The organism is Streptomyces mutomycini (genome assembly GCF_001700505.1).
Classification (GTDB): Bacteria; Actinomycetota; Actinomycetes; order Streptomycetales; family Streptomycetaceae; genus Streptomyces; species Streptomyces mutomycini.
Genome location: NZ_MAPV01000205.1, coordinates 1 through 26,619, shown reverse-complemented (window position 1 = coordinate 26,619; position 26,619 = coordinate 1). Strand labels below are relative to the sequence as shown.

Sequence of the window (26,619 nt, the reverse complement as noted above, 5' to 3'; positions counted from 1 at the left end):
ACTGGCCCCGACGTGCGCTAATCTTCAGAAGTCAGCGCAGCAGCGCGGCGGGGCTATAGCTCAGTTGGTTAGAGCGCATCCCTGATAAGGATGAGGCCACAGGTTCAAATCCTGTTAGCCCCACCAGCACGAAGGCCCCTCACCGGTAACGGTGGGGGGCCTTTCGCATGTACGGCGCCGAGTTCGCCCGCACCGGCCGGTCAGTGAATCCGCCGGAGGTGCCGGGTGCCCTTCCGCAGGTGCGGGCCGGGGCGCCCGCCCGTGAGGACAGGGGACGTACGGGGGCATGGAAAAGGCCCCCGCCGGTGTGAACCGGACCAGGGGCCTGGGTGGCGTTCGCGGCGCCCTCAGGGTGGCAGCGGGGCCGAGTCCCCGGCAGGTGTGGCGCTGTGGGCGGTGCGGGAGCTGCTCGACGCCTGAGCGGCGTCCGTGGTGTCCGCGGACAGCTGGCGGGTGGCCGGCGAGGAGCCGTGCGCCTCGGCGCGGATGCGCTGCTTCATCGTGGGTGGCAGCGCCCTGTCACGCGGAAGGGTCCATCGGACGGAGGGAGCGGCCGCGGTTGCCGGGTTCGCACCCGTGTGCTCGTGGCTCGTGACGGTCGGCTCCGCGGCCGTGGCCTGGGCGGTGGCGAGGCCCAGCGACGCGAGAAGTGCGAAGAAGGCGGTGATGAAGGCGGTCCAGATGCTCTTGGCCCTGAAGGTGCTCATGGCCCCTCGCTTTCAGGTGGTCCGGTTTGCTTACCTTTCCGATGATGTGGATCCGGCCCGTCGAAACCGGGACCGACGCCCCCGGTGCGCCGATCTTCTGATGAACACCACTCTTATGGTTCAACCGGCCCGGAGGAGCTGCTCCGGGGGCGCCGGAGAGGCCTCGACGGGGGTCTGGAACCGGTGGCGGCAGGGTTCCGGGGAGGTCACCGATCGGTATCGGCCGGTGTGTATAGTCGGGCGCCAGAAGTCCCCTTACGTCAAGGAAAGACGAGGTCGCGCGGTGAAGAAGCTTCTCCTGGTCGCACTGGCCGCCATCGGCGGGCTCCTCGTGTACCGCCAGATCCAGGCGGATCGCGCCGAGCAGGATCTGTGGACGGAGGCGACCGACTCCGTGCCCGCAGGTTCAGGTGTGTGAGACGGAACAGTCTGCTAAGAGCCCCGGCCGCCGAGCGGCCGGGGCTTTCTGCTGTCCGGGGTCCGTTGTTGCCGGACCGTGACGGGCGCACCCTTGAGTTCACCCAAGCAAATCATTAGCTTGCAAGAGCAAAGTGTTCGTGATGTGCGGGTGGCCGAGGGGGATTCGGTGGGTGCAGGGACGAGGGCGGGGACACGCAGCCGTAGGGCGAGGACGGCGGCCGTTGCCGGTGGAGCACTGTTCGCGCTGCTGGTGGGGGCGTCACACGCCGTGGCGTCCGTACGGGCGGCGCCGGGGGCCGCCGACAGGGACACCACGGGCGGAGGCAGCCTCGTCATGGTGCTCGACTCCTCGGGCTCCATGGGCGGCGACGACGGCACCGGCCGTACCCGGATGGAGAGCGCCCGTACGGCCGTGGGGACCGTGGTCGACGCGCTGCCCGAAGGGCATCCGACGGGTCTGCGGGTGTACGGGGCCGACCGGACGCAGGGCTGCGCGGACACCCGGCTCGTACGTCCTGTGCTTCCGCTGGACCGGGCGGCCGTGAAGCAGGCCGTCGCGGGCGTACAGCCGCGGGGGGACACCCCGATCGGGCTGTCCCTGCAGAAGGCCGCCGAGGACCTTCCCGCGCCCACGGACGGCGCCGTCGGGACGCGCACGATCCTTCTGATCTCCGACGGCGAGGACAACTGCGGTACGCCGCAGCCCTGTGAGGTCGCCGAGCGGCTCGGCGGGCAGGGTGTCGGTCTGCGGATCGACACCGTGGGTTTCCAGGTCCGAGGGGCGGCCCGGAAGCAGCTGGAGTGCATCGCGGAAGCGGGCAACGGGCGTTACTACGACGCACCGGACGCGGACGCGCTCGCCCGACAGCTGCAGAGGTCCGCGCAACTATCCGTGGACGGCTACCGGTTGAAGGGCGAGCGGACAGAAGGAGCGGCCACCGCGGCCGAGGCTCCAGCCATGACTCCCGGACAGTATCTGGACACCATCGGGCCAGGCGAGAAGCGGTACTACGCCGTCGGTCTCGACGCGTTCTCGACAGCGGACTTCGCGGCCACCGCGGTCCCGCAGCCCGGTGCGGCCGTCGACAGCCTCGACGCCCTGAGCACCGGTCTGGCATACGGCGACGGCGACGCCACCTGCGAGTCGGCCACCGCGCGGTTCCTCCAGCAGGAGGGTGCGACTCCGCTGACCTCGGCCGTGTCCCGTATCCGTTCGGAGGACGGGAACCGCAGCTGCGACAAGGCGGGCCGCTACTGGCTGGTGGTCGAACGGCAGAGCAAGAAGGGATCCGACAGCGCCCGTTGGCCCCTGGAGCTGTTGTACGGCGTGGAGGAGCCGCTGCCCGACGGCGTCACCCCCGCGCAGTCCCGGCCGGAGTACGGGGAGGGCGGAGAAGACGCCGAGCTGCCGACGGGTGATCCGCGGGACGTGCGGGGCGGGACCGGCTTCAACGACGCCGGAGAACTCGGCCGGGGCGTGTGGCGGGACAGGATCCTGCCGTCGCAGACCCTCTGGTACAAGGTTCCGGCCGGCTGGGGCCAGCAGGTGCGCTACGACGTGGAGTTCGCCAACGAGCCCACGGTGGACAGCTCCGCCGCCCATTCGTACGGCAGGACGCAGCTGTTCACCCCTGCGCGCTCTCCGGTCGGCAGCGGGGGCGGGTTCCGCGAGACCGTGATGTACAGCGGGCGGCCCGCCGCGCTGCGGATGGGATCCGTCCCGGTCGCGTGGACCAACCGCTACGAGTCCCGTTCCGCTGTACGTCCGGTGCACGCGGACGGCGACTTCTACATCGCGGTGACCCTCGGGGCGAAGGCGGCCGAGATCGCCGAGAACCCGCGTATCGGCGTCGTACTGAGGGTGGCGGTCCCGGGGGAAGAGCTGGCGGGTCCCCAGCACGGAGCCTCGGTCCTGGCGGAGCGGCCCGGCGGCTCCGAGGCGGGTGCTGACGGCGGTAGAGCGGGGGCCGCAGACAGCAGTGGTCCGGGCGGGGCAGGATGGACCGGCATCGCGGCCGTCGCGGGAGCGGGTGCCGCGGCACTTCTGACCGCCGGGATCCTGCTCGTACGCAGCCGGCGCGGGACGGGCACGCAGACGACGAGGGGAAGCGCGTGAACAGGCAGGGCAACAGGGGCCGGGTGGCGCTGGCGGCGATCGCGGCGGGGTGCGCGGTGGCGGCGCTGCCGGGCCAGGCGCACGCGGCCGACGGCCCAGCGGCGTACACCTTCGACCCTGCCGCGGCATCTGTCCGGGGAGCGGAGACGAACGCGGACGCGGCGGAGCTGAAGGCAGGGTCGGTCTACAGGAGCTCCATCAAGAACGGACAGAAGCTCTATTACCGTCTGGAGCTCGGCGACAGGACCGATGCGTACGTCTCCGCCGTAGCCGTGCCGAAGGCGGGCGGAAAGGTCGCCTACGGGGACGGCATCACGATCAGCATCAGGGATCTCGACGACACCCGGTGCAGCTCCGAGGACGCGGCCTTCGAATCGGCCGAGTTCCCGCGCCCCATCGCCGCGTACGCCCATCGGACCGTGGAGGAGGGCAGCACCACCTGTGCGGCGGGCGGCACGTACAACGTCCTGATCGAGCGTGAGAGCAAGGCGACTTCGTCCCCCGGGGCATGGGACCTGGAGCTGCGCCACGAGACGGAGCCGGCGCTGAAAGCCGGGAAGCCACTACCGACCGAGGCGCCGGAGAACTGGCCCTCCGCTTCCCCCACCCCGCCCACGGGGCAGCAGAAACGGGCCGGTGGCAGCGGTTTCCACGATGCCACCGGCCTGGCGTCCGGCGAATGGGTGGACGCCATCGCTCCAGGACAGACCCGCTTCTACCGGGTGCCCGTGGACTGGGGCCAGCAGATCTTCGCCACGGCCGCGCTGAGCAACAGCGGAAAGTCGACGGAGTACCTCGGCAACGCCCTGGCGCTTGCGCTGGACAATCCGGCACGCGGCCATGTGGACGACGCGACGCTGTCGTACTCCGGGACGCCCAGCTCGGTGGCCCTGGACCCGCTGCCCCCGGTGGCTTACGAGAACCGCTACGACGCGGCGTCCGACATCAGTGCCATGCGATTCGCGGGCTGGTACTACCTGTCGGTGACGCTCTCGCCCGAGGTCGCCGAGCACTACGGGGACGAGGCCCTCGGGCTGACGCTCAGGGTGAAGGTCGTCAACGACAGGAAGCCCTCGCCCTATCAGGGGGATGCCGGGGTCTTCGGAGTCACGGACGACGACAGGGACATGGCCAGGAGCGGCCTGAGCGCGCCCGAGGCCGGTGCGAGCGACACGATGAGGACGGTGGCCGCGGCAGGCATCGGCGCGGGTTCCGTCCTGGTGCTGGGGCTCGGTGCGTGGACCCTGCTGGCCAGGCGCAGGACCGTTCCCGCCGCTGTGCCGCCGGGTGCGGGCGTACAGCCGCCGCCCGGCGGCCCGCCGCGGACCTGGTAGGACGCTCAGGACTGGGTGAGTGCCCAGATGCCCACCGCGAAGCAGATCAGCGCCACCAGCAGGACCGGGACCGCCACCTTCGGGGGCGGTCCCGGCCGCTTCGCGGACAACGGCCGCGGCGCGGACGGTGCGACGCCCTGGGGAGCGTGCACGTTCTGGGCGGTGTAGGGGCGGGTGGGTGCCGCCCCGTACGACACGGGGGCCGTCACGGCCCCGGCGGCATCGGCGGCGTAGGGGGACGACGAGTGGGCCGGGACCGGGGGAGACGATGGTCGCGGCTGCGCGGGGCCCGGCAGGGGCGCCGGGTGCTGCGGGGGCGGAGCGAGGTGGAAGCTTCCCGTCTCCGACATCGACGGTGCCGCGTAAGGCTGTTGTCCCTGCGCACTCCGCTGCGGCGCGTACGGCGCCTGGCCCGGGCTCTGTGGCCCGTGCGGCTGCTGCGGCGGCTGTGGTGCGGGCGATGCGCCGCCGACGGCCTGTGCGGGCGTCTGTGGCCCGCTGCCGGGTGTTCCTCGGCCGGAACCCGCGGGGCCCTCGGGACCGTATCCCGCGGGCAGGGGGCCGATCTGGTCGAAAACCTCCACAGGCTCCTCGTCCGGGCCGGCTTCCGACAGCATCTCGGCTGCGGCCGTCAGTGCCTTGCGCGCACCCGTGGCCGTCCGGAAACGGGCGTGCGGATCCGGCTGCAGCAGGCCGGCGAGGACCTGCCACAAGGGCTCCGGCACGCCCTGGGGCGCGCCCGGGGTGCCGTGCGCGGCGAAGTACTCGATCAACGCCTTGGAGTCCGGCTTCTTCCCCTCGAGCAGATAGAGCGCGACGAGACCTACGGCGAACAGGTCCGCCGGGAAATCGGGCTCGGCTCCCATCATCTGCTCGGGCGCGAAGTAACCGGGCGTGCCCACGACGTAGTTGGTCTCCGTGAGCCGCGGCTCGCCCTTGCGCATCGAGATGCCGAAGTCGGAGAGCCGCAGGTGCGGCCGGCCCGTGCCGGTGGCCTCCATCAGGATGTTGGCCGGTTTGATGTCACGGTGCACGACCCCTTCGGCGTGCACCGTGGACAGTCCGGACAGCAGCTGATCGAGCAGAAGACAGACGAACCGCGGGGGCAGTGGGCCGTAGTCGCCGATGACATGGGCCAGCGAACCGCCGCTGACCAGATCCATGGTGAAAAGGACCTTGTCGTCGTCTGCGGCCCAGCTCGCCGGGGCGAGAACATGCGGGTGCTCGATCCGCAGCGCCTGTTCGCGGACGAAGCGCAGCAGCGTGTGCGCATCGCTCTGCTGCAGGACCTTGGCCGCCACGTACCGGCGGCGCCGGTGGTCCCACGCGCGCCAGACGGCGCCGACCCCACCCCGTCCGATCGGATCGACCAGCTCGTACCGACCAGCGAAGACCTCACCCATTGCGCTGCGCCCGCTCCCGTTTCGGTTCGTGTCCCGGCCGCCGGGATACTGCCACGGCTCCATCGCCCCGGGGCGGCCCCGGGGCCTGGGATTCGCCCTAGTTCTGGTGACCTTCGTAGTGCGCGACCGCGTCCGCGGTGCGTCCCGCCCCGTACACCCGGAGGAACTCTGCCAGCTCGGGGTGGGCGGGGGCGAGGGAGTCCGCGGCATCGATGATGTCGCCTGCCGCCGCGACCGACCGCAGCAACGACTGGATCTCGCGGACCACACGCCGCACGGTGGGGGCTCCACCGGTGGTGGAGGTCTGGCCGGTGTTCGTCAGGACCGAGCCGCCCTGCGACTTCTTGATCTCCTCCATCCGGTCGGTGGCCTCTCCCGCGCTGGTACTGCCGTCCGCCACCAGACCGGCGAGCTCCTGGAGTGCCTGGACCCGCTGGACGACCGCTGGATTGCCGATCTTGGCCCGCTGCCCGCTCATCAGCTGGGAGAGCATGGGGGCGGACAGCCCGAGCACCGCCGCGAGGCGTGCCTGGTTGAGGCCGAGGTCATCTATCAGCCTGCGGAAGAGCGCTCCCAGCGGCTCTCCGTACCAGCTGCGCTGGAGCTCCCGGGCTCTAGCCGTCGCCTCTTGCTGCGCTGCGTCCATTGCGTCTCCCCTTCGCTGCGGCTTCGCTGCTGCGAACCTCGTCGTGCATCTTACGGAGAGCCGTTGCGGGCCGGGAGCCCCAATCCTTTTGCAGGATTCGGGGGGTCACCCGGTACTCTGTTCTGCGACGGACGTCAGGGCGAAGATATGTCCCGCGGTGTCCGCTTTTCGGGGCCTTAGCTCAGTTGGTAGAGCGCTGCCTTTGCAAGGCAGATGTCAGGAGTTCGAATCTCCTAGGCTCCACATCAAATGCCCTCCGACCCGCAGAACGCGGGGCGGAGGGCATTTTTCACGTCCCTGCGCGGAACCTGCGCCCCACGAGCCGGGGGGCCGCGAGGACCGGGGGACCTCGGGGGTCAGGTGCCCGTACGTCCCCGCAGTTCCTCCACAGCGGTCCGGGCCGCGGCGCCGATCACCGCGTCGGCGCGCGGCAGCTTGGCGTCGGACCGGGCGGCCTGGGTGAAGACCGCGGCGGTGTAGGTGCTGCCGTCGGCGAGTTCGACGACGCCCGCCTCGTGGCGCATGGACCCGAAACTGCCGGTCTTCCCGTAGACGGTGACATCGTCGTAGGGGAAGCCGGATGCGAGCCGGTGCGTCCACGGCTGCCTGCGCATCACGTCGCGCATGAAGGCGCAGCGCTCGTCGGATGCGGCCTGTCCGGTCCAGATCGCTCGCAGGAGCCGCGCCATGTCCGCCGGTGTGGTGGAGGCCTTGAACGCCGGGTCGTACACCCCGGGGGGCACGACGGTGTCGTTGTCCGCCACGTGTGCCAGGGCGGCGTCCAGGGAGGGGGCGCTCATTTCGGCGACCAGCCTGCTGAACGTGGTGACGACTCCCCCGTGGATATGGGTGTCTGGCATGCCCAGGTCCCTGCACATGGCGTCGACCACGTCCGGACCGACGACCCGGAGAACGGCGTCGGCCGCGGTGTTGTCGGAGATCGTCATCATCAGCACCACCAGGTCGCGCAGCGACATGGTGACGGGGTCGTGCAGGATCGAGATGCCGGTGGGGCCGGGCACGCGATCGTCGGGTGCCAGCGTCAGCCTGCGCCCCGGGTCGATCAGCCCCGCGTCCACGAGGCGGCAGAAGGCGACCATCAGCGGCACCTTGTAGACCGACCCCATGGGCAGCCGCTCGTCGGGATCGATGGTCACCCGGGCCGACGGCCGGTGCAGTTCCGCCACGTGCAGCCAGCCTCGGACACCCGCGTCGTCGAACATGCCCCGGATGACCCGCTCCGCACCGCCGTCGTTCCTCTTCCGGCTCACTTCGCCACCATCCGGGTCAGGGCCTCCTCGATCAGCCGCACCGTCTCAGCGGTCCCCTCCGAACCGGGACGTCGCGGGTCCCAGGCCACGCGCAGGCGCAGGGGGAGCGGCGGGTCCGTGGTCGTCCGCCGCTCGACCTCCGTCGCCGTCAACGTGGAATCCGCCGTGACCAGCACCGCCTGGCCCGCCGCCACCAGAGCGAGTCCGGCGCGTTCATCGGACACCACGACGGTTTCCACCCTGTGGCCGCGGCCGGCCAGGGTGTCGACGAAGAGGTCGTGGGCCGCGGGCGCTTCGGCACGGGGCCGCACGGCAACGGGCAGACGTGACGTGAGGGGTGCCGCCCCGGCATCACCGCTCCCGGCCGGAGCGAGGATCCAGGTCGGCAGCAGGATCACCCGGCCCGCGGCAAGGCCGTGCAGCACGGAGGGATGACGGATCACGGCGATGTCGAGCCGGCCGGCCGCCAGATCCTTGAGGAGCACCGCGGTCGAGGCCGTCACGACGCCGATCCGTGTGTGTTCGCCGGCGCGGACCGGCGAGGCCGCCACGTCGGCCGCGAAGTTCGTCGGGACCTCGGGAGCCAGCCCGAGCTGCAGGCGTCTGCCGTCGGCGTGCTCGCGGGCACCGGTCTCGCGGAGTTCCGCGAGTGCGGCCAGTGCCCTGCGGGCGTGCGGGAGGAGCAGAGTCCCCTCCTCGGTCAGGGAGACTCCCCTCTCACGGTCGAACAGGCGGACCCCGAGCAGGGCTTCCAACCGTCGCAGGCCCTGCGACAGCGGCGGCTGGGTGATGCCCACCCGTTGTGCGGCGGTCCCGAAGTGCTCTTCCTCCGCAAGCGCGACAAAGATTTCCAGATGCCGTTCCGTCAGCACTCTTCCTCCTGAAGTGCAGCGATACAGCTTGCGAATCGGTGTGATGCCGAGAGCATATTCGACATACCGCAGGAATGCGGGCTTGACTCCCGACAGGGTGCGGAAGCCGAGCCGACTTCGTGAAGCCGAAGCCAGGCCGCTTTCGAGCGTATGCACTTTCCTACGAACGCCGGGACCGCTTCCGGCGAGCTGACCAGGCCCGACCCGGAACGGAGAACACTGTGGCGCGTACCGACAGCCGGAACAGATCCACCTCGCGGCGGGGGCGGTCGCGGCGCGTGCGGCGACCGCTGGGCATCGTGGCGGCCCTTCTGCTGCTGGCGGGAGGGGGCTACGCCGCCTTCGGCATCGTGGGCGGCGACGTCGATGAAGAGGACGCGGAAGTCGTCGCCGCTCGCGAGCCCCTGACGGCATTTCTCGCCGCGTGGGCTCGGCACGACGCGCGGAAGGCGGCCGGCTACACGGACACGCCTGACGAGGCAGCATCACTTCTCACGTCCGTACTGACCAACCTCAAGCCGTCCAGAACCGCGATCGAAGACGGTGAGGGCCGGAAGCAAGGGGAGGGGAAGGCGCGCTTTCCCTTCAGCGTGACCATGCAGATACCGGGCGCCGGCGCCGTCACCTGGCGTTCCCACGCGCAGGTGAGCGACACCTCGGGGACATGGAAGGTCGAGTTCACTTCGTCGATGATCCATCCGGAGCTGTCGTCGGGGCGGACGCTCGCGCTCAAGAGCGCCGGAAACAGGGCGCAGGTCCTCGACGCCGAGGGAGAACCGCTCCGAGCGGAAAGCCTCGTCGGAACCGTCGACCCGGTCAGCGGCAAGGGCGCATCAGGCCTGGAGGCCCGGTACGACGACATCCTGTCCGGGGGCAGGAAGGCGGGTAAATCCCTGGTGGTCGCGGACCGGCAGAGCGGTCGCGCGGTCAAGGAGCTCGACGAGGCGCCGGCAGCCGAAGGCCGTCCGGTGCGCACCACCATCGACCCCCGCGTCCAGGAGGCGGCGGCAGATGCTCTGACCGGGTCCGACGTACACGCGGCCATCGTCGCCATAGATCCGCGGAACGGCCACATCCTTGCCGCGGCCAACCGGCCCGGCGGCTTCAACCGCGCCCTCGAAGGACGCTACCCGCCCGGCTCCGTCTTCAAGGTCGTCACCGCAGCGGCACTCCTGAAGGGTGGCATGAAGGCGGAAACCCCCGCACCCTGCCCGAAGTTCGCACGGGTCGACGGACAGCGTTTCGAGAACCAGAAACAGTTCGAGCTGCCGACCGGCTCGACCTTCGCCGACGCTTTCACGCAGTCCTGCAACACCTACTTCGTCGACGCCCGGAACCGGCTCTCCGACACCGACCTGCGTGACACCGCCCAGGCCTTCGGTATCGGAGGCAGCTGGGACGTGGGCACGACCACGTACGACGGCAGTGTCCCCGTCACCACGAGCGACAACGACAAGGCCGCCGCCACCATCGGCCAGGCACGCGTCCAGGCGTCCCCGCTCGTGATGGCGTCCGTCGCGGCCACCGTCAAGAGCGGGACGTTCAGTCAGCCCGTGCTGGTGCCGGACGCGGTGAAGGAGAAGTACGAAGCACCGGCAGAACTGGATGCCGGTGTCGCTGGTGAGCTCCGTGAACTGATGCGTGCCACCGTGACCTCCGGTTCCGCCCATGCGCTCAAGAATCTGTCCGGTGCACCTCACGCCAAGACGGGAACCGCCGAGTTCGGCAGTGGCAAACCGCCTCGTACCCACGCCTGGATGATCGGGTATCAGGGTGACTCCGACCTCGCTTGGGCGGTTCTCCTGGAAGACGGCGGTTCCGGCGGCGCCGACGCCGGTCCGGTCGCCCAGCGGTTCCTCGGCAACCTGGCCCGCTGAGCAGCGCTCGGCCGGGGCCGCATGCAGACCTCAGAAGGGAAAGCCCGCACCTCCATGAGCACCCGAACCCCCCTCTCCCGCCGTGCCGTGTTCATCACGCTGGCGGGGATCGCCACCCTGCCGCTTCCCGCGTGTACCAACTCCCCGGCTTCATCCGGCCCGCCACCGACCGCTGCCACGCCCTCCAGCCCGACGGCTGCCGAGCCCCGCACCGAGGGCGCGTTCGTGGAGCTGGAGCGGAAGTACGGCGCGAGGCTCGGCGTCTACGCGCTCGACACCGGCAGCGGCCGGACCGTCACCCACAGGTCCGACGAACGCTTCGCCTACGCCTCCACCTGTAAAGTACTGCTCGCCGGTGCTGTGCTGGACAGGAACTCGCTCCGCCGGCTGGACCGGCTCGTGCGCTACAGCCGTGACGACCTCATCAGCAACTCGCCGATCACCGAGCGGCATGTCGCCACCGGCCTGACCCTGCGTGAACTGTGTGATGCTGCCGTCCGCTACAGCGACAACGCCGCGGCGAACCTCCTCTTCCGCGAACTCGGAGGCCCTCGTGGGCTGCAGGACGCCCTGCGCGCACTCGGTGACGATGTCACCCGCTGCGACCGCTATGAGGTCGCGCTCAGCGACGCGGTGCCCGGTGACCTCCGCGACACCAGCACACCCCGCGCCCTGGTCGACGACCTGCGCGCCTACGTCCTCGGCAGCGCGCTTCCCGCGGACAAGCGCGCCGTCCTGACTGACTGGCTCAAGCGCAACACGACCGGCGATCACACGATCCGCGCCGGCACCCCTGACGGCTGGCAGGTCGGAGACAAGACGGGTACGGGCGGCTATGGCACCCGCAACGACATCGCAATCGCCTGGCCGCCCGGCGCCGCGCCCATTGCCCTCGCCGTCCTCTCCCGTCGCGACGCCAAGAACGCTGAAAGCGATGACGCACTCCTCGCCCGTGCGGCAGAAGTCGCCTTCGGCGCTCTGGCCGGGTAAAACGCGCGGTCCTGCGGCTGCCTTGCCACGACGTCTGTCTGCTGCGTCGTCCGTGCCTCTGTGGGGCCCTTCGCTGTTTCACGTGAAACAGAGAAGGGACGCCGGAGAGACCGCGAGGTCTTCCGGCGCCCCTTCCGGCCTTCCCGGTCGAGCCGGGCAGGCCCTGGTCTCCTCAGGCGCGGCCGTCGTTGTCGCCGTTCGGGCCCGACTCGCCTTCGGCCTCGTCCTGCTTCACGCGGACCTCCGGATCGAGCACGTCCCGGCCGCTGCCGTCGACCGAGGTCAGTGGAGCGCGGTCGTCGCCCACCTCGGTGGGGGCCGGGGGCTCGACCAGCCAGTCCGGGTTGGCCTGCTTGTCCCACCACTTCCAGGCGGCGAAAGCTCCGCCGGAGAGGAGGCCCAGCACCAGGAACCCCTTGGCCGCTCGCCCCACCTTGGCCCGCCGCTCGTGCTTTCTGACGAGCTTCTGGATCTCCTTGGCCGTCACGTGGCCACGGAGTGCTGCCAGCGCTGCGGTGCCGCGCGCCGTGGCCTCCTCGGCGACAGGCCGGCTCGCGGCCACCGCGTACTCGACACGCGGCACGGTGTAGTCCGCCGCCGTGCGAGCGGCGCTGCGTGTCCGGGTGGCGGCCTTGTGCGCGGCCTCGTCGACCTTTGGAGGCACATGGGTCAGTGCCTGTTCGATACGTGGGGCGAGATGCGCGCCGTACTGGACGCGGGCCTGCGCGGCTGCCTTCGACACCTTGGGCGCGAGCAGTGCGCGGGCCTCCTGCGCGTAGTGCGCGGCCTGTTCCTTGGCCGTGTCGGCGTATGGCGCCACCACTTCCGCGGCGTGCTGCGCGCTGTCCTTCGCCGAGTAGGTTGCGGCGCGCACGCTGTCGATGCGGGTCACGGGATCCTCCTCCTTGGTGGCGGGTAGGTACTCCGCCTGTCCACCCAATTGGAAATCATGCCCGCTGAGGCCATGAGCGCCATGCGAGACGGGCATCCGGGTCATGAACGTCATTCTCAGGCAATGCGGTGCAGGGGGAGCGTGTGGACGACGATGCCACGCTTCGTGTCGGGACGCTCCATGCCACCGTGCACGTGGCCGCATTTATCCCGCTTATCCCGCCAGGAAGTGTGGGGAAGGTGCAGGAAAGCGGGCAACAAGGTGAGTGCCGCACGCCCCAGGGCGATGGCCGGGCAGAGGAGGGGGTGCTCCGTGCAAGGATCGGTGGTCATCAGCGGAGACTTACGGAAGGCAGATCGTGGCCGAGCAGCTCTACGCCACTTTGAGGACCAGCCAGGGCGACATCGAGATCCGGCTCCTGCCGAACCACGCGCCCAAGACGGTCAGGAACTTCGTGGAGCTCGCCAAGGGCGAGCGTGAGTGGACCAACCCCGAGACCGGCAGGAAGTCCACGGACAAGCTGTACGACGGAACTGTCTTCCACCGTGTCATCAGCGGTTTCATGATCCAGGGGGGCGATCCGCTGGGCAACGGTACCGGCGGGCCCGGATATGAGTTCGGTGACGAGTTCCACCCCGACCTCGCGTTCGACAAGCCGTACCTGCTGGCGATGGCAAACGCCGGTCCGGGCACCAACGGATCGCAGTTCTTCCTGACCGTGTCCCCCACCGCCTGGCTGACCGGGAAGCACACGATCTTCGGCGAGGTCGTCGGCGAGGCCGGCAAGAAGGTCGTGGACACCATCGCCGCGGCTCCGACCAACCCGCGCACCGACCGCCCGCTCCAGGACGTGGTGATCGAGTCGGTCGTCGTCGAGACCCGCTGACCTGAGGTCGGCCGGGCACCCGGGGCCGCTGACCCGGGGAGCCGGTCACCTGACACGAGCGCGGACCTGACGGGCCGCTGCCCCTTGGCAGCCTGCTCTCGCTGTGGGGAACCAACCGCCCTGTTCGTCCGTACTGTTACATAACGGGCGAGCGGGGCGGTCGCAGGTGTGCGGCCTCCGCGAACGAGGACCGAAGGGCCGTGACCGATGGACCAGCAGCCGCCGGAAGACCAGGACGGGTCCGCGGCCGCGGGCGGTCCGCTCACGTGTTACCGGCACCCGGGCAGGGAGACGGGTATCCGCTGCACGCGGTGCGAACGGCCGATCTGTACGGACTGCATGATCGAAGCCTCGGTGGGCTTCCACTGCCCGGAATGCGTCCGTGAAGGGGTTGGTGGGGGTCACCACAGGGCGGCCAGCCGGCCGCGGACCCTGGCGGGCGGCAGTGTCGCCGCCGACCCCAGGCTGATCACCAAGATCCTGCTCGGCATCAATCTCGCCGTCTTCGTCGCGGTCCTGATCGCCAAGCAGTCCGGGTATCCGCTGCTCGACGATCTGCTGCTGTTCGGCCGTGCCTACTCAGGCGATCCGTCGGGCGGTCCCGAAGGCGTCGCGGAAGGCCAGTGGTACCGGCTGGTGACATCGATGTTCCTGCACCAGGAGGTGTGGCACATCGCTTTCAACATGCTGGGGCTGTGGTGGCTCGGCGGGCCCCTCGAGGCCGCGCTGGGCCGTGCACGCTACCTGGCGCTCTATCTGCTCTCAGGCTTGGCGGGCAGCGCGCTCACCTACTGGATCGCCGACCCGGCACAGGGAACGCTCGGTGCCTCGGGCGCCGTTTTCGGCCTGCTGGGTGCCACTGCCGTGCTGATGCGCCGGATGAACTACGACATGCGCCCGGTGATCGCACTCCTCGTGGTGAACCTGATCTTCACCTTCAACCCGTGGGGTGGCATCGCCTGGCAGGCGCACGTCGGCGGCCTGGTCGCCGGCGCGCTGATCGCGATCGCCATGGTCCACGGGCCGCGCGAGCGCCGGAATCTTGTGCAGTACGGCGCCTGTGCGTTGGTCCTCGTGGTGGTCGTCATGGCCGTCCTCCTCAGGACGGCTGCGCTCACCTGAGCGGAATCCATCGCTCCAGGGGTGCGGTTGTCCACAGAGTGTGCCGGATCTTGTGCATGACGTGGGGAACAGGTGTGCCCCTTGTCGCTGAACCGGGTTTTACCAGTCAGGACAAGGGGCGTGCCTTCTCGCGATGCGTAAGTGTGTAGTCACACCGGCGTCAACTTCGAAGGAGGTTATCCACAGATCGTCTGACCTTTTCCCCTACCTGTGGATAACCTTGTGGGTAACTTCAGGGCAGAGCTACTTCCACTGCGTGGAGACGCCGAAGCCGCCGGCGATGAAGCCGAAGCCCACGACGATGTTCCAGTTGCCGAGAGCGTCGATCGGCAGGTCGCCCTCGGTGACGTAGAAGACCACGATCCAGGCCAGGCCGATGAGGAAGAGCGCCAGCATGACAGGCGCCACCCAACTGCGGTTGGTCAGCTTTATGCTCGTCGACTGCTTCGCCGGCGGAGGCGTGAAGTCTGCCTTCTTGCGGATACGTGACTTCGGCACGAGGGACTCTCCTGTCGATGCGCTGCGTGACCGCGCAGGGATCTGTGGGCTGGCGCCGGGGCGCGAGGGGGAATGCTGCCTCCCCGGGGCGTCCGTTAGCGTAGTGCTTCCGTGGCGCCTAAGGAGATAAGGGTACGTTGAGCAATTCTGCCGACTCTCCTCGAGGACCGGCCGGGCGCATGTCCCGATGGCCGGTCCAGGGCCTCACCGCTGCCGTTTTCGCACTGGCCGGGCTGATCTTCGTCACCAGCGCCAACACGGCCAAAGGGACCGATATCCGCACCGACTCCTCGCTGCTGAAGCTCTCCGACCTCATTCAGCAGCGCAGCGATAACAACGCGGAGCTGGACGAATCGACCGCTTCCGTACGCGCGGACATCGACACCCTCGCCCGGCGCGACGACGGGAGCACCCGGGCCGAGGACGCCGAGCTGGACGCGCTGGAGAAGGCCGCGGGCACGACGAAGGTGACCGGTGAGGCGCTCTCCGTCACGCTGAACGACGCGCCGCCGGACGCCACCGCCAAACCGGGATACCCCGAGCCGCAGCCCAACGACCTGGTCATCCACCAGCAGGACCTGCAGGCCGTCGTCAACGCCCTGTGGCAGGGCGGTGCCCGCGGCATCCAGGTCATGGACCAGCGGCTGATCTCCACCAGCGCGGTGCGCTGCGTCGGCAACACCCTGATCCTGCAGGGGCGGGTCTACTCCCCTCCGTACAAGGTCACCGCCGTCGGCGACCGGGAGGATCTCAGGCAGGCGCTCGACGGCTCCACGGCGATCCAGAACTACCAGCTGTACGTGAAGGCGTACGGGCTGGGGTGGAAGGTCGAGGAGGACGACAAGCTGACGCTTCCCGGCTATTCGGGCACCGTGGACCTGCACTACGCACAGCCTGTGGAGTAGTTCGCGGGAGTGGCCTTCGCGAGGTGCGCGCAGCACTGTGAGGGGCGCCCGGCGGGCGGCTTTCCACAGCTGACACACGTCTGTGCCGCGGCCGTTTAGTCTGGTGCCGTACCGAATGGAGGCGACAGCATGTACGGCTGGATCTGGCGGCACCTGCCGGGCAACGCATGGGTGCGGGGCTTCATCTCGCTCGTGCTGGCCCTGGCCGTTGTCTACGCGCTCTTCCAGTACGTCTTCCCCTGGGCGGAGCCACTGCTCCCGTTCGGTGATGTGACGGTGGACGGCGAAGGCACCAGCGGAGCGGGAGCCGGTCAGTGAGCGCACGCATTCTCGTCGTCGACAACTACGACAGCTTTGTCTTCAACATCGTCCAGTACCTCTACCAGCTCGGGGCCGAGTGCGAGGTGGTGCGGAACGACGCCGTGACCACGGCGCACGCCGACGACGGTTTCGACGGGGTCCTGCTGTCTCCCGGCCCCGGCACACCCGAACAGGCCGGTGTCTGCATCGAGATGGTGCACCACTGCGCGAGGAGCGGCGTTCCGGTCTTCGGTGTCTGCCTGGGGATGCAGTCCATGGCCGTGGCGTACGGCGGTGTGGTGGACAGGGCGCCGGAGCTGCTGCACGGCAAGACCTCCCCCGTACTGCACGAGGGCAAGGGCGTGTTCGCCGGTCTGCCTTCCCCGTTCACCGCGACGCGATACCACTCGCTCGCCGCCGAGCCGGCCACTGTCCCGCCGGAGCTCGAGGTCACCGCACGCACCGCGGACGGCATCATCATGGGGCTCCGCCACCGCGAACAAGCCGTGGAGGGAGTGCAGTTCCACCCGGAGTCGGTGCTCACGGAGTACGGTCACCTGATGCTCGCCAACTGGCTGGAGCGGTGTGGTGACCAGGGCGCCGTCGGGAGATCGGCGGGGCTCGCCCCGGTGGTGGGCAAGGCCGCCGCGTGACCTCACACCGCCCCCACGCCGGGCAGGACGGACCGTACGCGCAGGGAGCGTACGAGCCCGACGGCACGTTCGAGGCGGCGGTGGAGCAGCTCGCGGATCCACTGAACGATCCGCTGCCGGGGCAGCACACCTCGCCCTGGTTCCGGACGGACACCACCCAGGCCGACGGCGAGGCGCGGCAGACGCCCCAGACGGAGGCTCAGGGGCCCGTGGAGCCCCCGGGTGAGTGGTACGACCCGGAGGGATACCAGAGGGACTGGTACGGGCACCAGGGACCGGAGGCCGCTCCCGCCTCGAACACCGTCCGGGGGACGGCGGTGACACCCGGTCCGGTGGCTCCCGCCCCGGTGTCGGCCGCGCCCGGGCCTGCGCCGGTTCTCGCAGTACATGACCCGGGCCCCGGTCAGCCCGCCGGCGAGGTCGGTGCGGTGCTGAACGACGAGACGGTGGCTCTGCGGACCACCGACACGCGGCGTGCGTCGCAGCCGTCCCGGTCCGGCGCCCCCGATCCCGCCCCCGAACCGCCTCCGACGGGAGGCCGGGCCGAGCGCAGACGGGCGGCCAAAGGGCGCGGAGGCCGGAGGGGTGAGCCCCGGCGCACCGTCGAGGCGGAGTCGGCGGAGTCGGCGGAGTCGGCGGGGCCGGCGGTTCCGATGTCACGACTGGAAGCCCGGCGGGCGGCCCGCGCCGCCAAGGACAGCCCCGCCGTCGTGGCCAGCCGGGTCGTCGGCGAGGTGTTCATCACCTTCGGTGTGCTGATGCTCCTGTTCGTCACCTATCAGCTTTGGTGGACCAACATCCGTGCCGACCAGATCGCCGGCCGGGAGACGAACAAGATCCAGGACGACTGGGCGAACGGGGATCGCAGCCCGGGTGCCTTCGAACCCGGTCAGGGCTTCGCGATCCTGCACATTCCCAAGCTGGACGTGGTCGCGCCGATCGCCGAGGGCATCAGCAAGGAGAAGGTCCTGGACCGCGGCATGATCGGTCACTACGGCGAGGGCAAGCTGAAGACCGCGATGCCTTCGGCGGAGCAGGGGAACTTCGCGGTGGCGGGGCACCGCAACACCCACGGTGAGCCCTTCCGCTACATCAACAAGCTGAAGCCGGGCGATCCGATCGTGGTCGAGACGCAGGATGCCTACTACACGTACGAGATGGCCAGCATCCTTCCGCAGACGTCGCCGTCCAACGTGGCGGTGATCGACGAGGTTCCGGCCGGTTCCGGCTTCACCGGCCCGGGCCGGTACGTCACGCTGACGACGTGCACGCCGGAATTCACGAGTACGTACCGAATGATCGTGTGGGGCAAAATGGTCGACGAACGGCCGCGCAGCAAGGGGAAGCCCGACGCGCTCGTCGGCTGACGCGGGCTGGACGACATCACGACAGGGACGGGTGCGGTGGCAGCGAGAACCGAGGACGAAGAGCGCACCTACGCGGCGGCGGCCCCGGCGCGGGGCAGGAGCCGCCATCCCGTCGCGACGGCGGTGAGCCTCTTCGGCGAACTGCTCATCACGGCGGGGCTGGTGCTGGGTCTGTTCGTCGTCTACTCGCTGTGGTGGACCAATGTGCTTGCCGACCGTGAGTCGGACAAGCAGGGCAACAGCGTCCGTGACCGCTGGGCGGGCGGCCCGGGAGCCCTGGACACCAGGGACGGCATCGGCTTCCTCCATGTCCCCGCGATGAAGAACGGCGAGGTCCTCGTCAAGAAGGGCACCGACACCGGGACGCTCAACAACGGCATCGCCGGCTACTACACGGACCCCGTGAAGTCGGCGCTCCCCTCGGACGCGCAGGGCAACTTCACGCTCGCCGCGCACCGGGACGGGCACGGCGCCAAGTTCCACAACATCGACAAGGTGAAGAAGGGCGACGCGGTCGTCTTCGAGACCAGGGACACCTGGTACGTCTACAAGGTCTACGCGGAACTGCCTGAGACGTCGAAGTTCAACGTCGACGCGATCGCCCCGGTGCCCAAGGAGTCGGGTGTGAAGAAGGCGGGCCGCTACATCACCCTGACCACGTGCACCCCCGTCTACACGTCGAAGTACCGCTACATCGTGTGGGGTGAGCTGGTGCGGACCGAGAAGGTGGACAGGGACCGCACGAAGCCGGCTGAGCTTCGGTAGACACTGACCAGGAAAAGGCGCAGGGCCCCGGTCACCGCTGAGGTGACCGGGGCCCTGCGTCCGTTCCTACGGCGCTGCGCGGGTCAGTCGTCCGCGCCGTTACGGCCGCCGAAGATGTTGCCGCCGTCCGTGCCGCCGATCGTGGTGAGGGTGACCGTGCTGCCCTTCGCGACCTGAGAGTTGGGCCCCGGGTCCGCCTGCATCACCAGGGCGTTCGGCTTGTCCGACGAGTTGGGGGCGAGTGCCACCACGAGCCCCAGGCCTTCGAGCGTCGCCTTCGCGTCCTTGTACGGCTTGCCGGCGATGTCACCCGGGATGGTGACCTGTTCCGGCTGGGCAGGGCCCTTGGAGACCTTCAGGACGATCTGGGTGTCCTTGGACTGCTTGCTGTTCGGCGCCGGGGTCTGTTCGACCACGGTGTCGACGGGCTGATCCGACTCGACGTCGGTCCTGGACACGTTGGCGAAGCCGACGCCCTTCAGCTGGGCCTCGGCGTCCGCGTAGGACCTGCCGACCACACCCGGCACCACCTGGGTCGCCTCCTTGGCGACGGTGATCGTGACCTCGGAGTCCTTCTCGACCTTCGAACCGCCCTCGGGGTCCTGCTTGGTGACTGTGCCCGGGGTCGCGTCGGACTCCACCGAAGTGACGCTCACCGTGAAGCCCTCGTCCTCAAGCTTCTTGCGGGCGCTGTCCTCGGACTTCTCCAGGACGTCCGGGACCTCGACCTTGGGGGCGCCTGTGGAGACGACGACGGTCACGGTCTCGCCCGTCTCCATCTGAGCGTCCGCGGACGGCGACTGGCTGCAGATCTGGTTCTTCTCCTGCGCCTCGCAGGGCTCCTTCGAACCGACCTTCAGGAGGACGTCGGCGTTGTCCGCGAGTCTCTGCGCCTGTTCGACCGTTGACCCGATCATGTTCGGGGCGTCGATCTTGCCGCTGTCGCCCTCGGTTTCGGTGAAGACCGCGCGGCCGATCAGGATCGCGCCGATGAGCACCAGGATGCCTGCCACGATCAGGAGGATCGTCGAGGTGTTGCTCTTCTTCTGACGCCGCCGGTCGGGGCGGTCGTCGTAGCCGTAGCCGCCGTCGTCCGGGTTGACCGGCGGCAGCATCGACGTCTGCGCGCCGTTCGAGTCGGCCGCGCGCAGGGCCGTCGTGGGCTGGTCGTTGTTGTACGCGTTGTAGCCGCCGTAGCCCGCCGCACCCATGGCAGCCGTGGCCGCGACCGGCTGGCCGTCGAGGCAGGCCTCGATGTCGGCGCGCATCTCGTCGGCCGACTGGTATCGGTAGTCGGGGTCCTTGGTCAGGGCCTTCAGGACGATGGCGTCCATCTCGGGCGTGATCTCGGAGTCGAAGTTGCTCGGAGGCTGCGGCTCCTCGCGCACGTGCTGGTACGCGACCGCGACGGGCGAGTCCCCCACGAACGGTGGCCGGACCGCCAGCAGTTCGTAGAGCAGGCAGCCGGTGGAGTACAGGTCGGAGCGCGCGTCGACCTGCTCGCCCTTGGCCTGCTCCGGGGAGAGGTACTGGGCGGTGCCGATGACCGCGGCGGTCTGCGTCATCGTCATGCCCGAGTCACCCATGGCGCGGGCGATACCGAAGTCCATGACCTTGACCTGGCCGGTGCGCGTCAGCATGACGTTCGCCGGCTTGATGTCGCGGTGGACGATCTGGGCGCGGTGCGAGTACTCCAGGGCCTGCAGGATCCCGACCGTCATCTCGAGGGTCCGCTCCGGCAGCAGCTTGCGGCCGGAGTGCAGGAGCTCCCTGAGTGTCGACCCGTCGACGTACTCCATCACGATGTACGGGATGGAGACACCGTCGACGTAGTCCTCGCCGGTGTCGTAGACGGCGACGATTGCGGGGTGGTTGAGCGAGGCGGCCGACTGGGCTTCACGGCGGAACCGTGCCTGGAAGGACGGGTCGCGGGCCAGGTCGGCCCGCAGCGTCTTCACAGCGACGGTGCGGCCGAGCCGGGTGTCATGCGCGAGGTAGACCTCGGCCATGCCACCACGGCCGAGCACCGAGCCCAGCTCGTACCGGCCGCCGAGGCGACGCGGCTCTTCCATAACTGATCCAGCCCTCTCCGTCAGTCCTGACCGCACCCGTGTGTGGTCCGGCGGTGCGCTGCTCGCGCATACGCTACCGGGCACGCCCGGCGTGATCGGCCCGCACCCGTCAGCCGATATCCGACCGGTATCCCAATGTGCTGGTGTGAACAGAAGTTGTGAAGGGTGTCACTACTTTCCGTCGAGTACTGCCTTCATCACGTTCTTGGCGATCGGAGCGGCCAGGCCGCCACCGGAGATGTCGTCCCGGTTGGCGTTGCCGTCCTCGACCACCACGGCGACGGCGACCGGGGAGCCACTGTCGGTCTTGGCGTACGAGATGAACCAGGCGTACGGCTTCTCACTGTTGTTGAGGCCGTGCTGGGCGGTACCGGTCTTGCCTCCGACAGTGACGCCGTCGATCTGTGCGTTGGTTCCCGTGCCGTCCTCGACCACGGTCTCCATCATCTGCTGCACCTTCTGGGCGTTCTCCGCCGAGAGCGGCCGGCCGAGCTGCTCCTTCTCATGCGTGTAGATGACGTCCAGGTTGGGTGCCTGGCGCTGGGCGACCATGTACGGCTGCATGAGCTTGCCGTCGTTGGCGATCGCGGACGCCACCATGGCCATCTGGAGCGGAGTGGCCCGGTTGGAGGCCTGTCCGATGCCCGCCATGGCGTTCTGCGGCTGGTTGTCCTTCGGGTAGATGCTGGCATCGGCCCGGACCGGAGCGAAGACTTCCTCGTTGAAGCCGAACTTGGCGGCCTGTTCGATCATCTTCTCGTTGCCGAGGTCGTTGCTCATCTTGCCGAATACGGTGTTGCAGGAATAGCGCAGGGCCTCCCGGAGCGATGCGTTCTCGCAGGGGATGTCGCCCTCGTTCTGCAGCAGGTTGGTCGACAGGGGAAGCCGCCAGGGCAGCGGCGAGTCCGTCTCCTCGTCGATGTCGCTGTACAGGCCGTTCTCCAGCGCCGCGGCCGCCGTGACGACCTTGAACGTCGAGCCGGGCGGGTAGGTCTCCCGCAGGGCCCGGTTCAGCATCGGCTTGTCCTTGTCGGCCAGGAGCTTCTGCCGGGCGTCGGAGTCCTTCATGGAGTTGCCCGCGAAGACCGAGGGGTCGTACGAGGGAGTGCTGGCCAGTGCCAGGACGGCGCCGGTCTGAGGGTCGAGGGCGGCGACGGCGCCCTTCTTGTCGCCCAGACCCTTGAAGGCGGCCTTCTGGGCGGCGCCGTTGAGGGTGGTCACGATGTTGCCGCCGGTCTTCTTCTCGCCGGTGAACATCGACAGGGTGCGGTCGAAGAACAGCTGGTCGCTGTTGCCGGTGAGGATCCCGTCCTCGATGCTCTCCAGCTGCGAGGAGTCGAAGGCCTGCGAGGAGTATCCGGTGACGGGCGCCCACATGGGGCCGTCCTTCCAGACGCGCTTGTACTTGAAGTCCCCGTCCGTGGTCTCGACGGAGCCCGTGACGGGTTCACCGTCGACGATGATGTTGCCGCGCTCGTGGGCGTAGCGCTCGATCTGGACGCGGCGGTTGTGCTCGTTCGCGTTGAGCTCGTCGGCCCGTACGTACTGGATGTAGTTGGTGCGGATCAGCAGGGCCAGGACCAGGATCCCGCAGAACATCGCGATCCTGCGCAGCGGCTTGTTCACGGTCGGACCACCTGGGTCATCTCGGCGTCCGGGGACGGTGCGGGGGCCGGTGCGGGACGTCGGGCCGTGTCGCTGATCCTGATCAGGATCCCGATGAGGGCCCAGTTGGCGATGACGGACGAACCACCGGCCGCCATGAACGGCATGGTCATACCGGTCAGCGGGATGAGCCCCATGACACCGCCGGCGACGACGAAGACCTGGATGGCGAAGGAGCCGGAGAGGCCGATCGCCAGGAGCTTGCCGAAGGGGTCCCGGGCGGCGAGCGCCGTACGGACGCCGCGCTCGACGATCAGACCGTAGATGAGCAGGACGGCCATCATGCCGGCGAGGCCCAGCTCCTCGCCGACGGTGGCGAGGATGAAGTCGGAGTTGGCGGCGAAGCCGATCAGGTCGGAGTTGCCCTGACCGAGACCGGTGCCGAGCGTGCCGCCGGATCCGAAGGCCATGAGGGACTTGGCCATCTGCTCACTGGCGGCAATCTTGTCCCAGCCGGCGAACGGGTCGAGCCAGGCGGTGACGCGGTCCTGGACGTGGGGCTCGAACGTCGCCACACCTACAGCGCCGGCGCCGGACATCAGAAGGCCGAAGACGATCCAGCTGGTGCGCTCGGTGGCGACGTACAGCATGACTACGAACATGCCGAAGAACAGCAGCGAGGATCCGAGGTCGGTCTCGAAGACGAGGATCAGGATCGAGAAGGCCCAGACCATGAGGATGGGTCCCAGGTCACGGCCGCGGGGCAGGTAAAGGCCCATGAAACGGCGGCTGGCCAGGGCCAGCGCATCACGCTTGACCATGAGGTAGCCGGCGAAGAACACCGCGATGATGATCTTCGCGAACTCCCCGGGCTGGATCGTGCCGACGCCGGGGATCTTGATCCAGATCTTGGCGCCGTTCACGGCAGGGAAGAACATCGGGAGGATCAGAAGGACCAGCGCCACCAGCATGGAGATGTAGGTGTAGCGCTGCAGGATGCGGTGGTCCTTGAGGACGATCAGGACGATGACCAGGAACGCCACACCCACAGCCGAGAACAGCAGCTGCTTGGAAGCCGCCGGTGCGAAGTCCCGGGTCGCCTGGAACCGCTCCGACTGGTCGAGCCGCCAGATGAGGGCCAGCCCCATCCCGTTCAGCAGGATCGCCAGGGGAAGCAGCAGCGGGTCGGCGTACGGGGCGAATCTCCGTACGGCGATGTGTGCCACACCGCCGAGCAGCGCGAGGCCCAGGCCGTAGCCGAGCATGCCTGCGGGCAGTTCGCCGTGGAGGGCGAGGCCCACGTTGGCGTACGCGAACACCGAGATCAGGACGGCGAAGGCGACCAGTGCCAGCTCGGTGTTACGGCGGCTCGGCGCGTCGATCGCGCCGATGGTCGTGGTGTTGGTGACAACGCTCATGTGCTGAAGGCCCCCTACGGCTTACTGCTTACCGCACTGCAGGGCCAGCTTTTTCTCTTCCTCCGAGAGGCTGGGGCCGGGAGTGGGAGTCGCGGTCTTGGTCCCCTTGGCGGGAGACGTGGCGGACGTGCTGTCGGAGGCGGTGCCGGCCTCGCCCTGGTCCTTGGCGGCATTGCTGTCCGCGGCGGCATTGGCGTCCGCCTCGGCTGCGCGGCGCTGCGCGTCCTTCTTGCAGGCGGAGGCCTGCGCGTTGAGCTCGCTGATCTTCTTGCGGGCGTCGGCGAGGCTGCCCTGGGAGATGGTCGCCTCGACCTCGTTGCGCCAGTAAGGCGGGAGGTACTTGAGTTCGATCTTGGTGTCCTCCTCGACCTTCGAGAGGGACACCCAGGCGAGATCCTGGCTGATTCCGCGGTACAGCGCGACGTTGTCGTCCTTCGCGCCCACGTAGAACTGGGTCTGGGTCCAGCGGTATCCGCCGTAGACGCCTCCGCCGATCACGGCCAGGGCGAGCACGGTGTAGAACGACCGCTTCAGCCACCTGCGGCGGCCGCGGGGCTTGACGAAGTCGTCTTCGGAGTACGAGTCGAATGCGTTGTCGGGACCGGAGCCGTAGCCGACGTCGTCGCCGCTGCCGGGGGGGCCGAAGCCTCCGGCCGGCGGCGGCACGGGGCGGCCGAGGCCGGCCGCGCGTCCCGCCGGCGTCTCCATCGCCCGGCCGTCGCTCGCCTGCGCGGCCTGGTTCTCGGCGACCGCGCCGACGATGACCGGGGTGTCGTTGAGCTGCCCGGCCATGGTGTCGTTGCTGTCGACGTCCAGGACGTCGGCGACGATGCAGGTGATGTTGTCGGGGCCGCCACCGCGCAGGGCGAGCTGGATGAGGTCCTGGATGGTCTCCTGCGGGCCCTGGTAGCTGGCCAGGGTCTCCTCCATCGTCTGGTGGGAGACGACGCCCGAGAGTCCGTCCGAGCAGATCAGATAGCGGTCACCGGCGCGGACCTCCCGGACAGAGAGATCCGGCTCCACGTGGTCGCCGCTGCCCAGAGCTCGCATCAGCAGAGAACGCTGCGGGTGGGTTGTGGCCTCTTCCTCGGTGATCCGGCCCTCGTCGACGAGCCGCTGCACCCAGGTGTGGTCCTGGGTGATCTGCGTCAGGACGCCGTCACGCAGGAGGTAGGCGCGGGAGTCCCCGACGTGGACGAGGCCGAGGCGCTGACCGGTCCAGAGCAGGGCGGTGAGCGTGGTGCCCATGCCCTCCAGCTGGGGGTCCTCCTCGACCATGACGCGCAGCTGGTCGTTGGCCCGCTGCACCGCCGTCCCCAGCGCGGTGAGGATGTCGGAGCCCGGGACGTCGTCGTCGAGCTGAACGAGGGTGGAGATCACCTCGGAGCTGGCGACCTCGCCGGCCGCCTGGCCGCCCATGCCGTCGGCGATGGCGAGAAGACGGGGACCGGCGTAGCCGGAGTCCTCGTTGCCTTCCCGGATCATGCCCTTGTGCGATCCGGCGGCGAAGCGCAGGGACAAGCTCATGCGCACCTCGCCCGTCGGCTCGGGGTACAGCCGGTCTCGAGCCACACTGCCCACCCTCCGGTCGGGAGCCGGGCCGGGTCCGTCGTCAGGACCGCCGCGGCTCGCTCGCTCCGCTCGCTCATTGTCGTACTACTTCCGCAGCTCGATGACGGTCTTGCCGATGCGGATCGGCGCGCCCAGCGGAACAGGTGTCGGGGTGGTGAGCCGGGTCCGGTCCAGATAGGTGCCGTTGGTGGACCCGAGATCCTCGACGATCCACTGGCCGTCACGGTCCGGATAGATCCTGGCATGCCTGCTGGACGCGTAGTCGTCATCCAGCACGATCGTTGAGTCGTGCGCCCGGCCCAGGGTGATGGTCTGGCCCTGGAGGGCCACGGTGGTGCCGGTGAGCGTGCCTTCGGAGACGACCAGCTTCGTGGGTGCCCCACGGCGCTGGCGCCCGGACTGCTGGCGCTGCTGTGGCGGCGCTGCTTGCTGTTGGCGTCCCTGCTGCGGGCGTGCGTCACCAGCAGTGCGGCGTGAGCCGCGCTGCGTGACGCGCGTACCGAACAGGTCGCTGCGAATGACCTGGACGGCCACGATTACGAATAGCCACAGAACAGCTAGGAAACCTAGCCGCATGACCGTCAGGGTCAGCTCTGACATTGCCCCCGCTTCACCCTTCGGCTTGCCGGTAAACGATGGTGGTGCTGCCCACGACGATCCGCGAGCCGTCGCGGAGCGTAGCGCGGGTTGTGTGCTGCCCGTCTACCACGATGCCGTTGGTAGACCCGAGATCCTGGATCGTCGAGGGCGTTCCGGTCCGGATCTCACAGTGCCGGCGCGATACGCCGGGGTCGTCGATCCGCACGTCGGCGTCGGTGCTTCGTCCCATCACCAACGTCGGGCGGGAGATCTGATGGCGGGTGCCGTTGATCTCGATCCAGCGCCGTACCTGCGCGTCCGGCATGGCGCCGGACGCGCAGGTACGGCG

At 69.1% G+C, this 26,619-nt stretch carries 25 protein-coding genes and 2 tRNA genes; 14 read left to right on the top strand and 13 right to left on the bottom strand.

What is annotated here, in order from left to right; translation table 11 throughout:
- The first annotated feature begins 49 nt into the window (after positions 1-49).
- Positions 50-126, top strand: a tRNA-Ile gene (locus BFF76_RS26245).
- 221 nt (positions 127-347) lie between these two features.
- Here BFF76_RS26245 and BFF76_RS26240 read toward each other — a convergent pair.
- Complete coding sequence (locus tag BFF76_RS26240; RefSeq protein WP_031090413.1) at positions 348-707, bottom strand: DUF6344 domain-containing protein; 360 nt, start codon at positions 705-707, stop codon at positions 348-350.
- Positions 708-990: 283 nt separating this feature from the next.
- On the opposite strand from BFF76_RS26240, the gene BFF76_RS34085 reads away from it, so the two are divergent.
- The 3 genes from BFF76_RS34085 to BFF76_RS26230 all read left to right on the top strand — a co-directional run bounded on the left by BFF76_RS34085 (position 991) and on the right by BFF76_RS26230 (position 4,577).
- On the top strand, positions 991-1,125 hold the full coding sequence (locus BFF76_RS34085; RefSeq protein WP_003958712.1) for a DLW-39 family protein: 135 nt from the start codon (positions 991-993) through the stop codon (positions 1,123-1,125).
- A 237-nt stretch (positions 1,126-1,362) separates the two neighbouring features.
- Positions 1,363-3,243, top strand: coding sequence for a vWA domain-containing protein (locus tag BFF76_RS26235; protein WP_031090415.1), 1,881 nt, complete (start codon positions 1,363-1,365; stop codon positions 3,241-3,243).
- On the top strand, positions 3,240-4,577 hold the full coding sequence (locus BFF76_RS26230; protein WP_031090416.1) for a hypothetical protein: 1,338 nt from the start codon (positions 3,240-3,242) through the stop codon (positions 4,575-4,577). The genes BFF76_RS26235 and BFF76_RS26230 overlap by 4 nt, the downstream gene beginning before the upstream one ends.
- Before the next feature lie 5 nt (positions 4,578-4,582).
- Here BFF76_RS26230 and BFF76_RS26225 read toward each other — a convergent pair whose 3' ends face one another.
- Positions 4,583-5,980, bottom strand: a complete 1,398-nt coding sequence (locus tag BFF76_RS26225) for a serine/threonine protein kinase (protein WP_031090418.1) — start codon at positions 5,978-5,980, stop codon at positions 4,583-4,585.
- A 97-nt stretch (positions 5,981-6,077) separates the two neighbouring features.
- Positions 6,078-6,626, bottom strand: coding sequence for a helix-turn-helix domain-containing protein (locus BFF76_RS26220; RefSeq protein ID WP_031090420.1), 549 nt, complete (start codon positions 6,624-6,626; stop codon positions 6,078-6,080).
- A gap of 170 nt (positions 6,627-6,796) precedes the next feature.
- On the opposite strand from BFF76_RS26220, the gene BFF76_RS26215 reads away from it, so the two are divergent.
- Positions 6,797-6,869 (top strand) — tRNA-Ala (locus BFF76_RS26215).
- A 113-nt stretch (positions 6,870-6,982) separates the two neighbouring features.
- Here the strand turns inward: BFF76_RS26215 and BFF76_RS26210 are convergent.
- Both BFF76_RS26210 and BFF76_RS26205 read right to left on the bottom strand, forming a co-directional pair.
- Positions 6,983-7,849: a serine hydrolase gene (locus tag BFF76_RS26210; protein ID WP_079122492.1), complete on the bottom strand. Its 867-nt coding sequence runs from the start codon at positions 7,847-7,849 to the stop codon at positions 6,983-6,985.
- A gap of 44 nt (positions 7,850-7,893) precedes the next feature.
- A complete protein-coding gene (locus BFF76_RS26205; RefSeq protein WP_065849186.1) occupies positions 7,894-8,769 on the bottom strand; it encodes a LysR family transcriptional regulator in 876 nt (291 codons plus the stop codon).
- A 299-nt stretch (positions 8,770-9,068) separates the two neighbouring features.
- Between BFF76_RS26205 and BFF76_RS26200 the strand changes: the two genes are divergently transcribed.
- Both BFF76_RS26200 and bla read left to right on the top strand, forming a co-directional pair.
- A complete protein-coding gene (locus tag BFF76_RS26200) occupies positions 9,069-10,646 on the top strand; it encodes a penicillin-binding transpeptidase domain-containing protein (RefSeq protein ID WP_244167344.1) in 1,578 nt (525 codons plus the stop codon).
- A 54-nt stretch (positions 10,647-10,700) separates the two neighbouring features.
- The gene (gene bla, locus BFF76_RS26195; RefSeq protein ID WP_065849185.1) at positions 10,701-11,636 is read left to right on the top strand and encodes a class A beta-lactamase; all 936 of its coding nucleotides are present in this window, start codon (positions 10,701-10,703) and stop codon (positions 11,634-11,636) included.
- Positions 11,637-11,808: 172 nt separating this feature from the next.
- Here bla and BFF76_RS26190 read toward each other — a convergent pair whose 3' ends face one another.
- Positions 11,809-12,528, bottom strand: a complete 720-nt coding sequence (locus tag BFF76_RS26190) for a DUF5324 family protein (protein WP_031090428.1) — start codon at positions 12,526-12,528, stop codon at positions 11,809-11,811.
- Between the two features lie 358 nt (positions 12,529-12,886).
- Between BFF76_RS26190 and BFF76_RS26185 the strand changes: the two genes are divergently transcribed.
- Together BFF76_RS26185 and BFF76_RS26180 are read left to right on the top strand one after the other, a co-directional pair.
- Positions 12,887-13,414, top strand: a complete 528-nt coding sequence (locus tag BFF76_RS26185; protein WP_031090429.1) for a peptidylprolyl isomerase — start codon at positions 12,887-12,889, stop codon at positions 13,412-13,414.
- A 207-nt stretch (positions 13,415-13,621) separates the two neighbouring features.
- Positions 13,622-14,536, top strand: coding sequence for a rhomboid family intramembrane serine protease (locus BFF76_RS26180; RefSeq protein ID WP_031090431.1), 915 nt, complete (start codon positions 13,622-13,624; stop codon positions 14,534-14,536).
- Between the two features lie 243 nt (positions 14,537-14,779).
- Here BFF76_RS26180 and crgA read toward each other — a convergent pair whose 3' ends face one another.
- Positions 14,780-15,034, bottom strand: a complete 255-nt coding sequence (gene crgA, locus BFF76_RS26175) for a cell division protein CrgA (protein ID WP_031090433.1) — start codon at positions 15,032-15,034, stop codon at positions 14,780-14,782.
- 179 nt (positions 15,035-15,213) lie between these two features.
- Here crgA and BFF76_RS26170 point away from each other — a divergent pair, with 179 nt between their 5' ends.
- From BFF76_RS26170 to BFF76_RS26150, 5 genes are all read left to right on the top strand, one after another.
- Positions 15,214-15,939, top strand: a complete 726-nt coding sequence (locus BFF76_RS26170) for a DUF881 domain-containing protein (RefSeq protein WP_053929544.1) — start codon at positions 15,214-15,216, stop codon at positions 15,937-15,939.
- A 129-nt stretch (positions 15,940-16,068) separates the two neighbouring features.
- Complete coding sequence (locus tag BFF76_RS26165; RefSeq protein WP_031090437.1) at positions 16,069-16,257, top strand: hypothetical protein; 189 nt, start codon at positions 16,069-16,071, stop codon at positions 16,255-16,257.
- The gene (locus tag BFF76_RS26160) at positions 16,254-16,892 is read left to right on the top strand and encodes an aminodeoxychorismate/anthranilate synthase component II (RefSeq protein WP_031090439.1); all 639 of its coding nucleotides are present in this window, start codon (positions 16,254-16,256) and stop codon (positions 16,890-16,892) included. Before BFF76_RS26165 ends, BFF76_RS26160 begins: the two co-directional genes overlap by 4 nt.
- Complete coding sequence (locus BFF76_RS26155) at positions 16,889-18,259, top strand: class E sortase (protein WP_065849184.1); 1,371 nt, start codon at positions 16,889-16,891, stop codon at positions 18,257-18,259. Before BFF76_RS26160 ends, BFF76_RS26155 begins: the two co-directional genes overlap by 4 nt.
- 36 nt (positions 18,260-18,295) lie before the next feature.
- Entirely contained in the window at positions 18,296-19,024 is a 729-nt protein-coding gene (locus BFF76_RS26150) for a class E sortase (protein WP_031090443.1), read from the top strand.
- 83 nt (positions 19,025-19,107) lie between these two features.
- Here the strand turns inward: BFF76_RS26150 and pknB are convergent, their stop codons facing one another.
- From pknB to BFF76_RS26120, 6 genes are all read right to left on the bottom strand, one after another.
- A complete protein-coding gene (gene pknB / locus BFF76_RS26145) occupies positions 19,108-21,096 on the bottom strand; it encodes a Stk1 family PASTA domain-containing Ser/Thr kinase (RefSeq protein ID WP_053929542.1) in 1,989 nt (662 codons plus the stop codon).
- Positions 21,097-21,267: 171 nt separating this feature from the next.
- Positions 21,268-22,722 carry a peptidoglycan D,D-transpeptidase FtsI family protein gene (locus tag BFF76_RS26140; protein WP_031090447.1) on the bottom strand — a complete coding sequence of 485 codons (1,455 nt, stop codon included), beginning with the start codon at positions 22,720-22,722 and terminating at the stop codon, positions 21,268-21,270.
- Positions 22,719-24,119: an FtsW/RodA/SpoVE family cell cycle protein gene (locus BFF76_RS26135; RefSeq protein ID WP_065849183.1), complete on the bottom strand. Its 1,401-nt coding sequence runs from the start codon at positions 24,117-24,119 to the stop codon at positions 22,719-22,721. Before BFF76_RS26135 ends, BFF76_RS26140 begins: the two co-directional genes overlap by 4 nt.
- Positions 24,120-24,140: 21 nt before the next feature.
- Positions 24,141-25,646, bottom strand: coding sequence for a Stp1/IreP family PP2C-type Ser/Thr phosphatase (locus BFF76_RS26130; protein WP_031090452.1), 1,506 nt, complete (start codon positions 25,644-25,646; stop codon positions 24,141-24,143).
- Between the two features lie 129 nt (positions 25,647-25,775).
- Positions 25,776-26,291 carry an FHA domain-containing protein FhaB/FipA gene (locus BFF76_RS26125; RefSeq protein ID WP_031090454.1) on the bottom strand — a complete coding sequence of 172 codons (516 nt, stop codon included), beginning with the start codon at positions 26,289-26,291 and terminating at the stop codon, positions 25,776-25,778.
- 10 nt (positions 26,292-26,301) lie between these two features.
- On the bottom strand, positions 26,302-26,619 hold a 318-nt coding region (locus BFF76_RS26120; RefSeq protein WP_141695659.1), incomplete at its 5' end, for an FHA domain-containing protein.

Bases quoted from the DNA above. Each gene is read 5' to 3' on its own strand.
- BFF76_RS26180 (WP_031090431.1), top strand. From the start codon at position 13,622: ATGGACCAGCAGCCGCCGGAAGACCAGGACGGGTCCGCGGCCGCGGGC.
- BFF76_RS26135 (WP_065849183.1), bottom strand. From the start codon at position 24,119: ATGAGCGTTGTCACCAACACCACGACCATCGGCGCGATCGACGCGCCG.
- BFF76_RS26125 (WP_031090454.1), bottom strand. From the start codon at position 26,291: ATGTCAGAGCTGACCCTGACGGTCATGCGGCTAGGTTTCCTAGCTGTT.
- bla (WP_065849185.1), top strand. From the start codon at position 10,701: ATGAGCACCCGAACCCCCCTCTCCCGCCGTGCCGTGTTCATCACGCTG.
- pknB (WP_053929542.1), bottom strand. From the start codon at position 21,096: ATGGAAGAGCCGCGTCGCCTCGGCGGCCGGTACGAGCTGGGCTCGGTG.
- BFF76_RS26220 (WP_031090420.1), bottom strand. From the start codon at position 6,626: ATGGACGCAGCGCAGCAAGAGGCGACGGCTAGAGCCCGGGAGCTCCAG.
- BFF76_RS26130 (WP_031090452.1), bottom strand. From the start codon at position 25,646: ATGAGCTTGTCCCTGCGCTTCGCCGCCGGATCGCACAAGGGCATGATC.
- BFF76_RS26170 (WP_053929544.1), top strand. From the start codon at position 15,214: ATGTCCCGATGGCCGGTCCAGGGCCTCACCGCTGCCGTTTTCGCACTG.
- BFF76_RS26225 (WP_031090418.1), bottom strand. From the start codon at position 5,980: ATGGGTGAGGTCTTCGCTGGTCGGTACGAGCTGGTCGATCCGATCGGA.
- BFF76_RS26165 (WP_031090437.1), top strand. From the start codon at position 16,069: ATGTACGGCTGGATCTGGCGGCACCTGCCGGGCAACGCATGGGTGCGG.
- BFF76_RS26240 (WP_031090413.1), bottom strand. From the start codon at position 707: ATGAGCACCTTCAGGGCCAAGAGCATCTGGACCGCCTTCATCACCGCC.
- BFF76_RS26210 (WP_079122492.1), bottom strand. From the start codon at position 7,849: ATGTTCGACGACGCGGGTGTCCGAGGCTGGCTGCACGTGGCGGAACTG.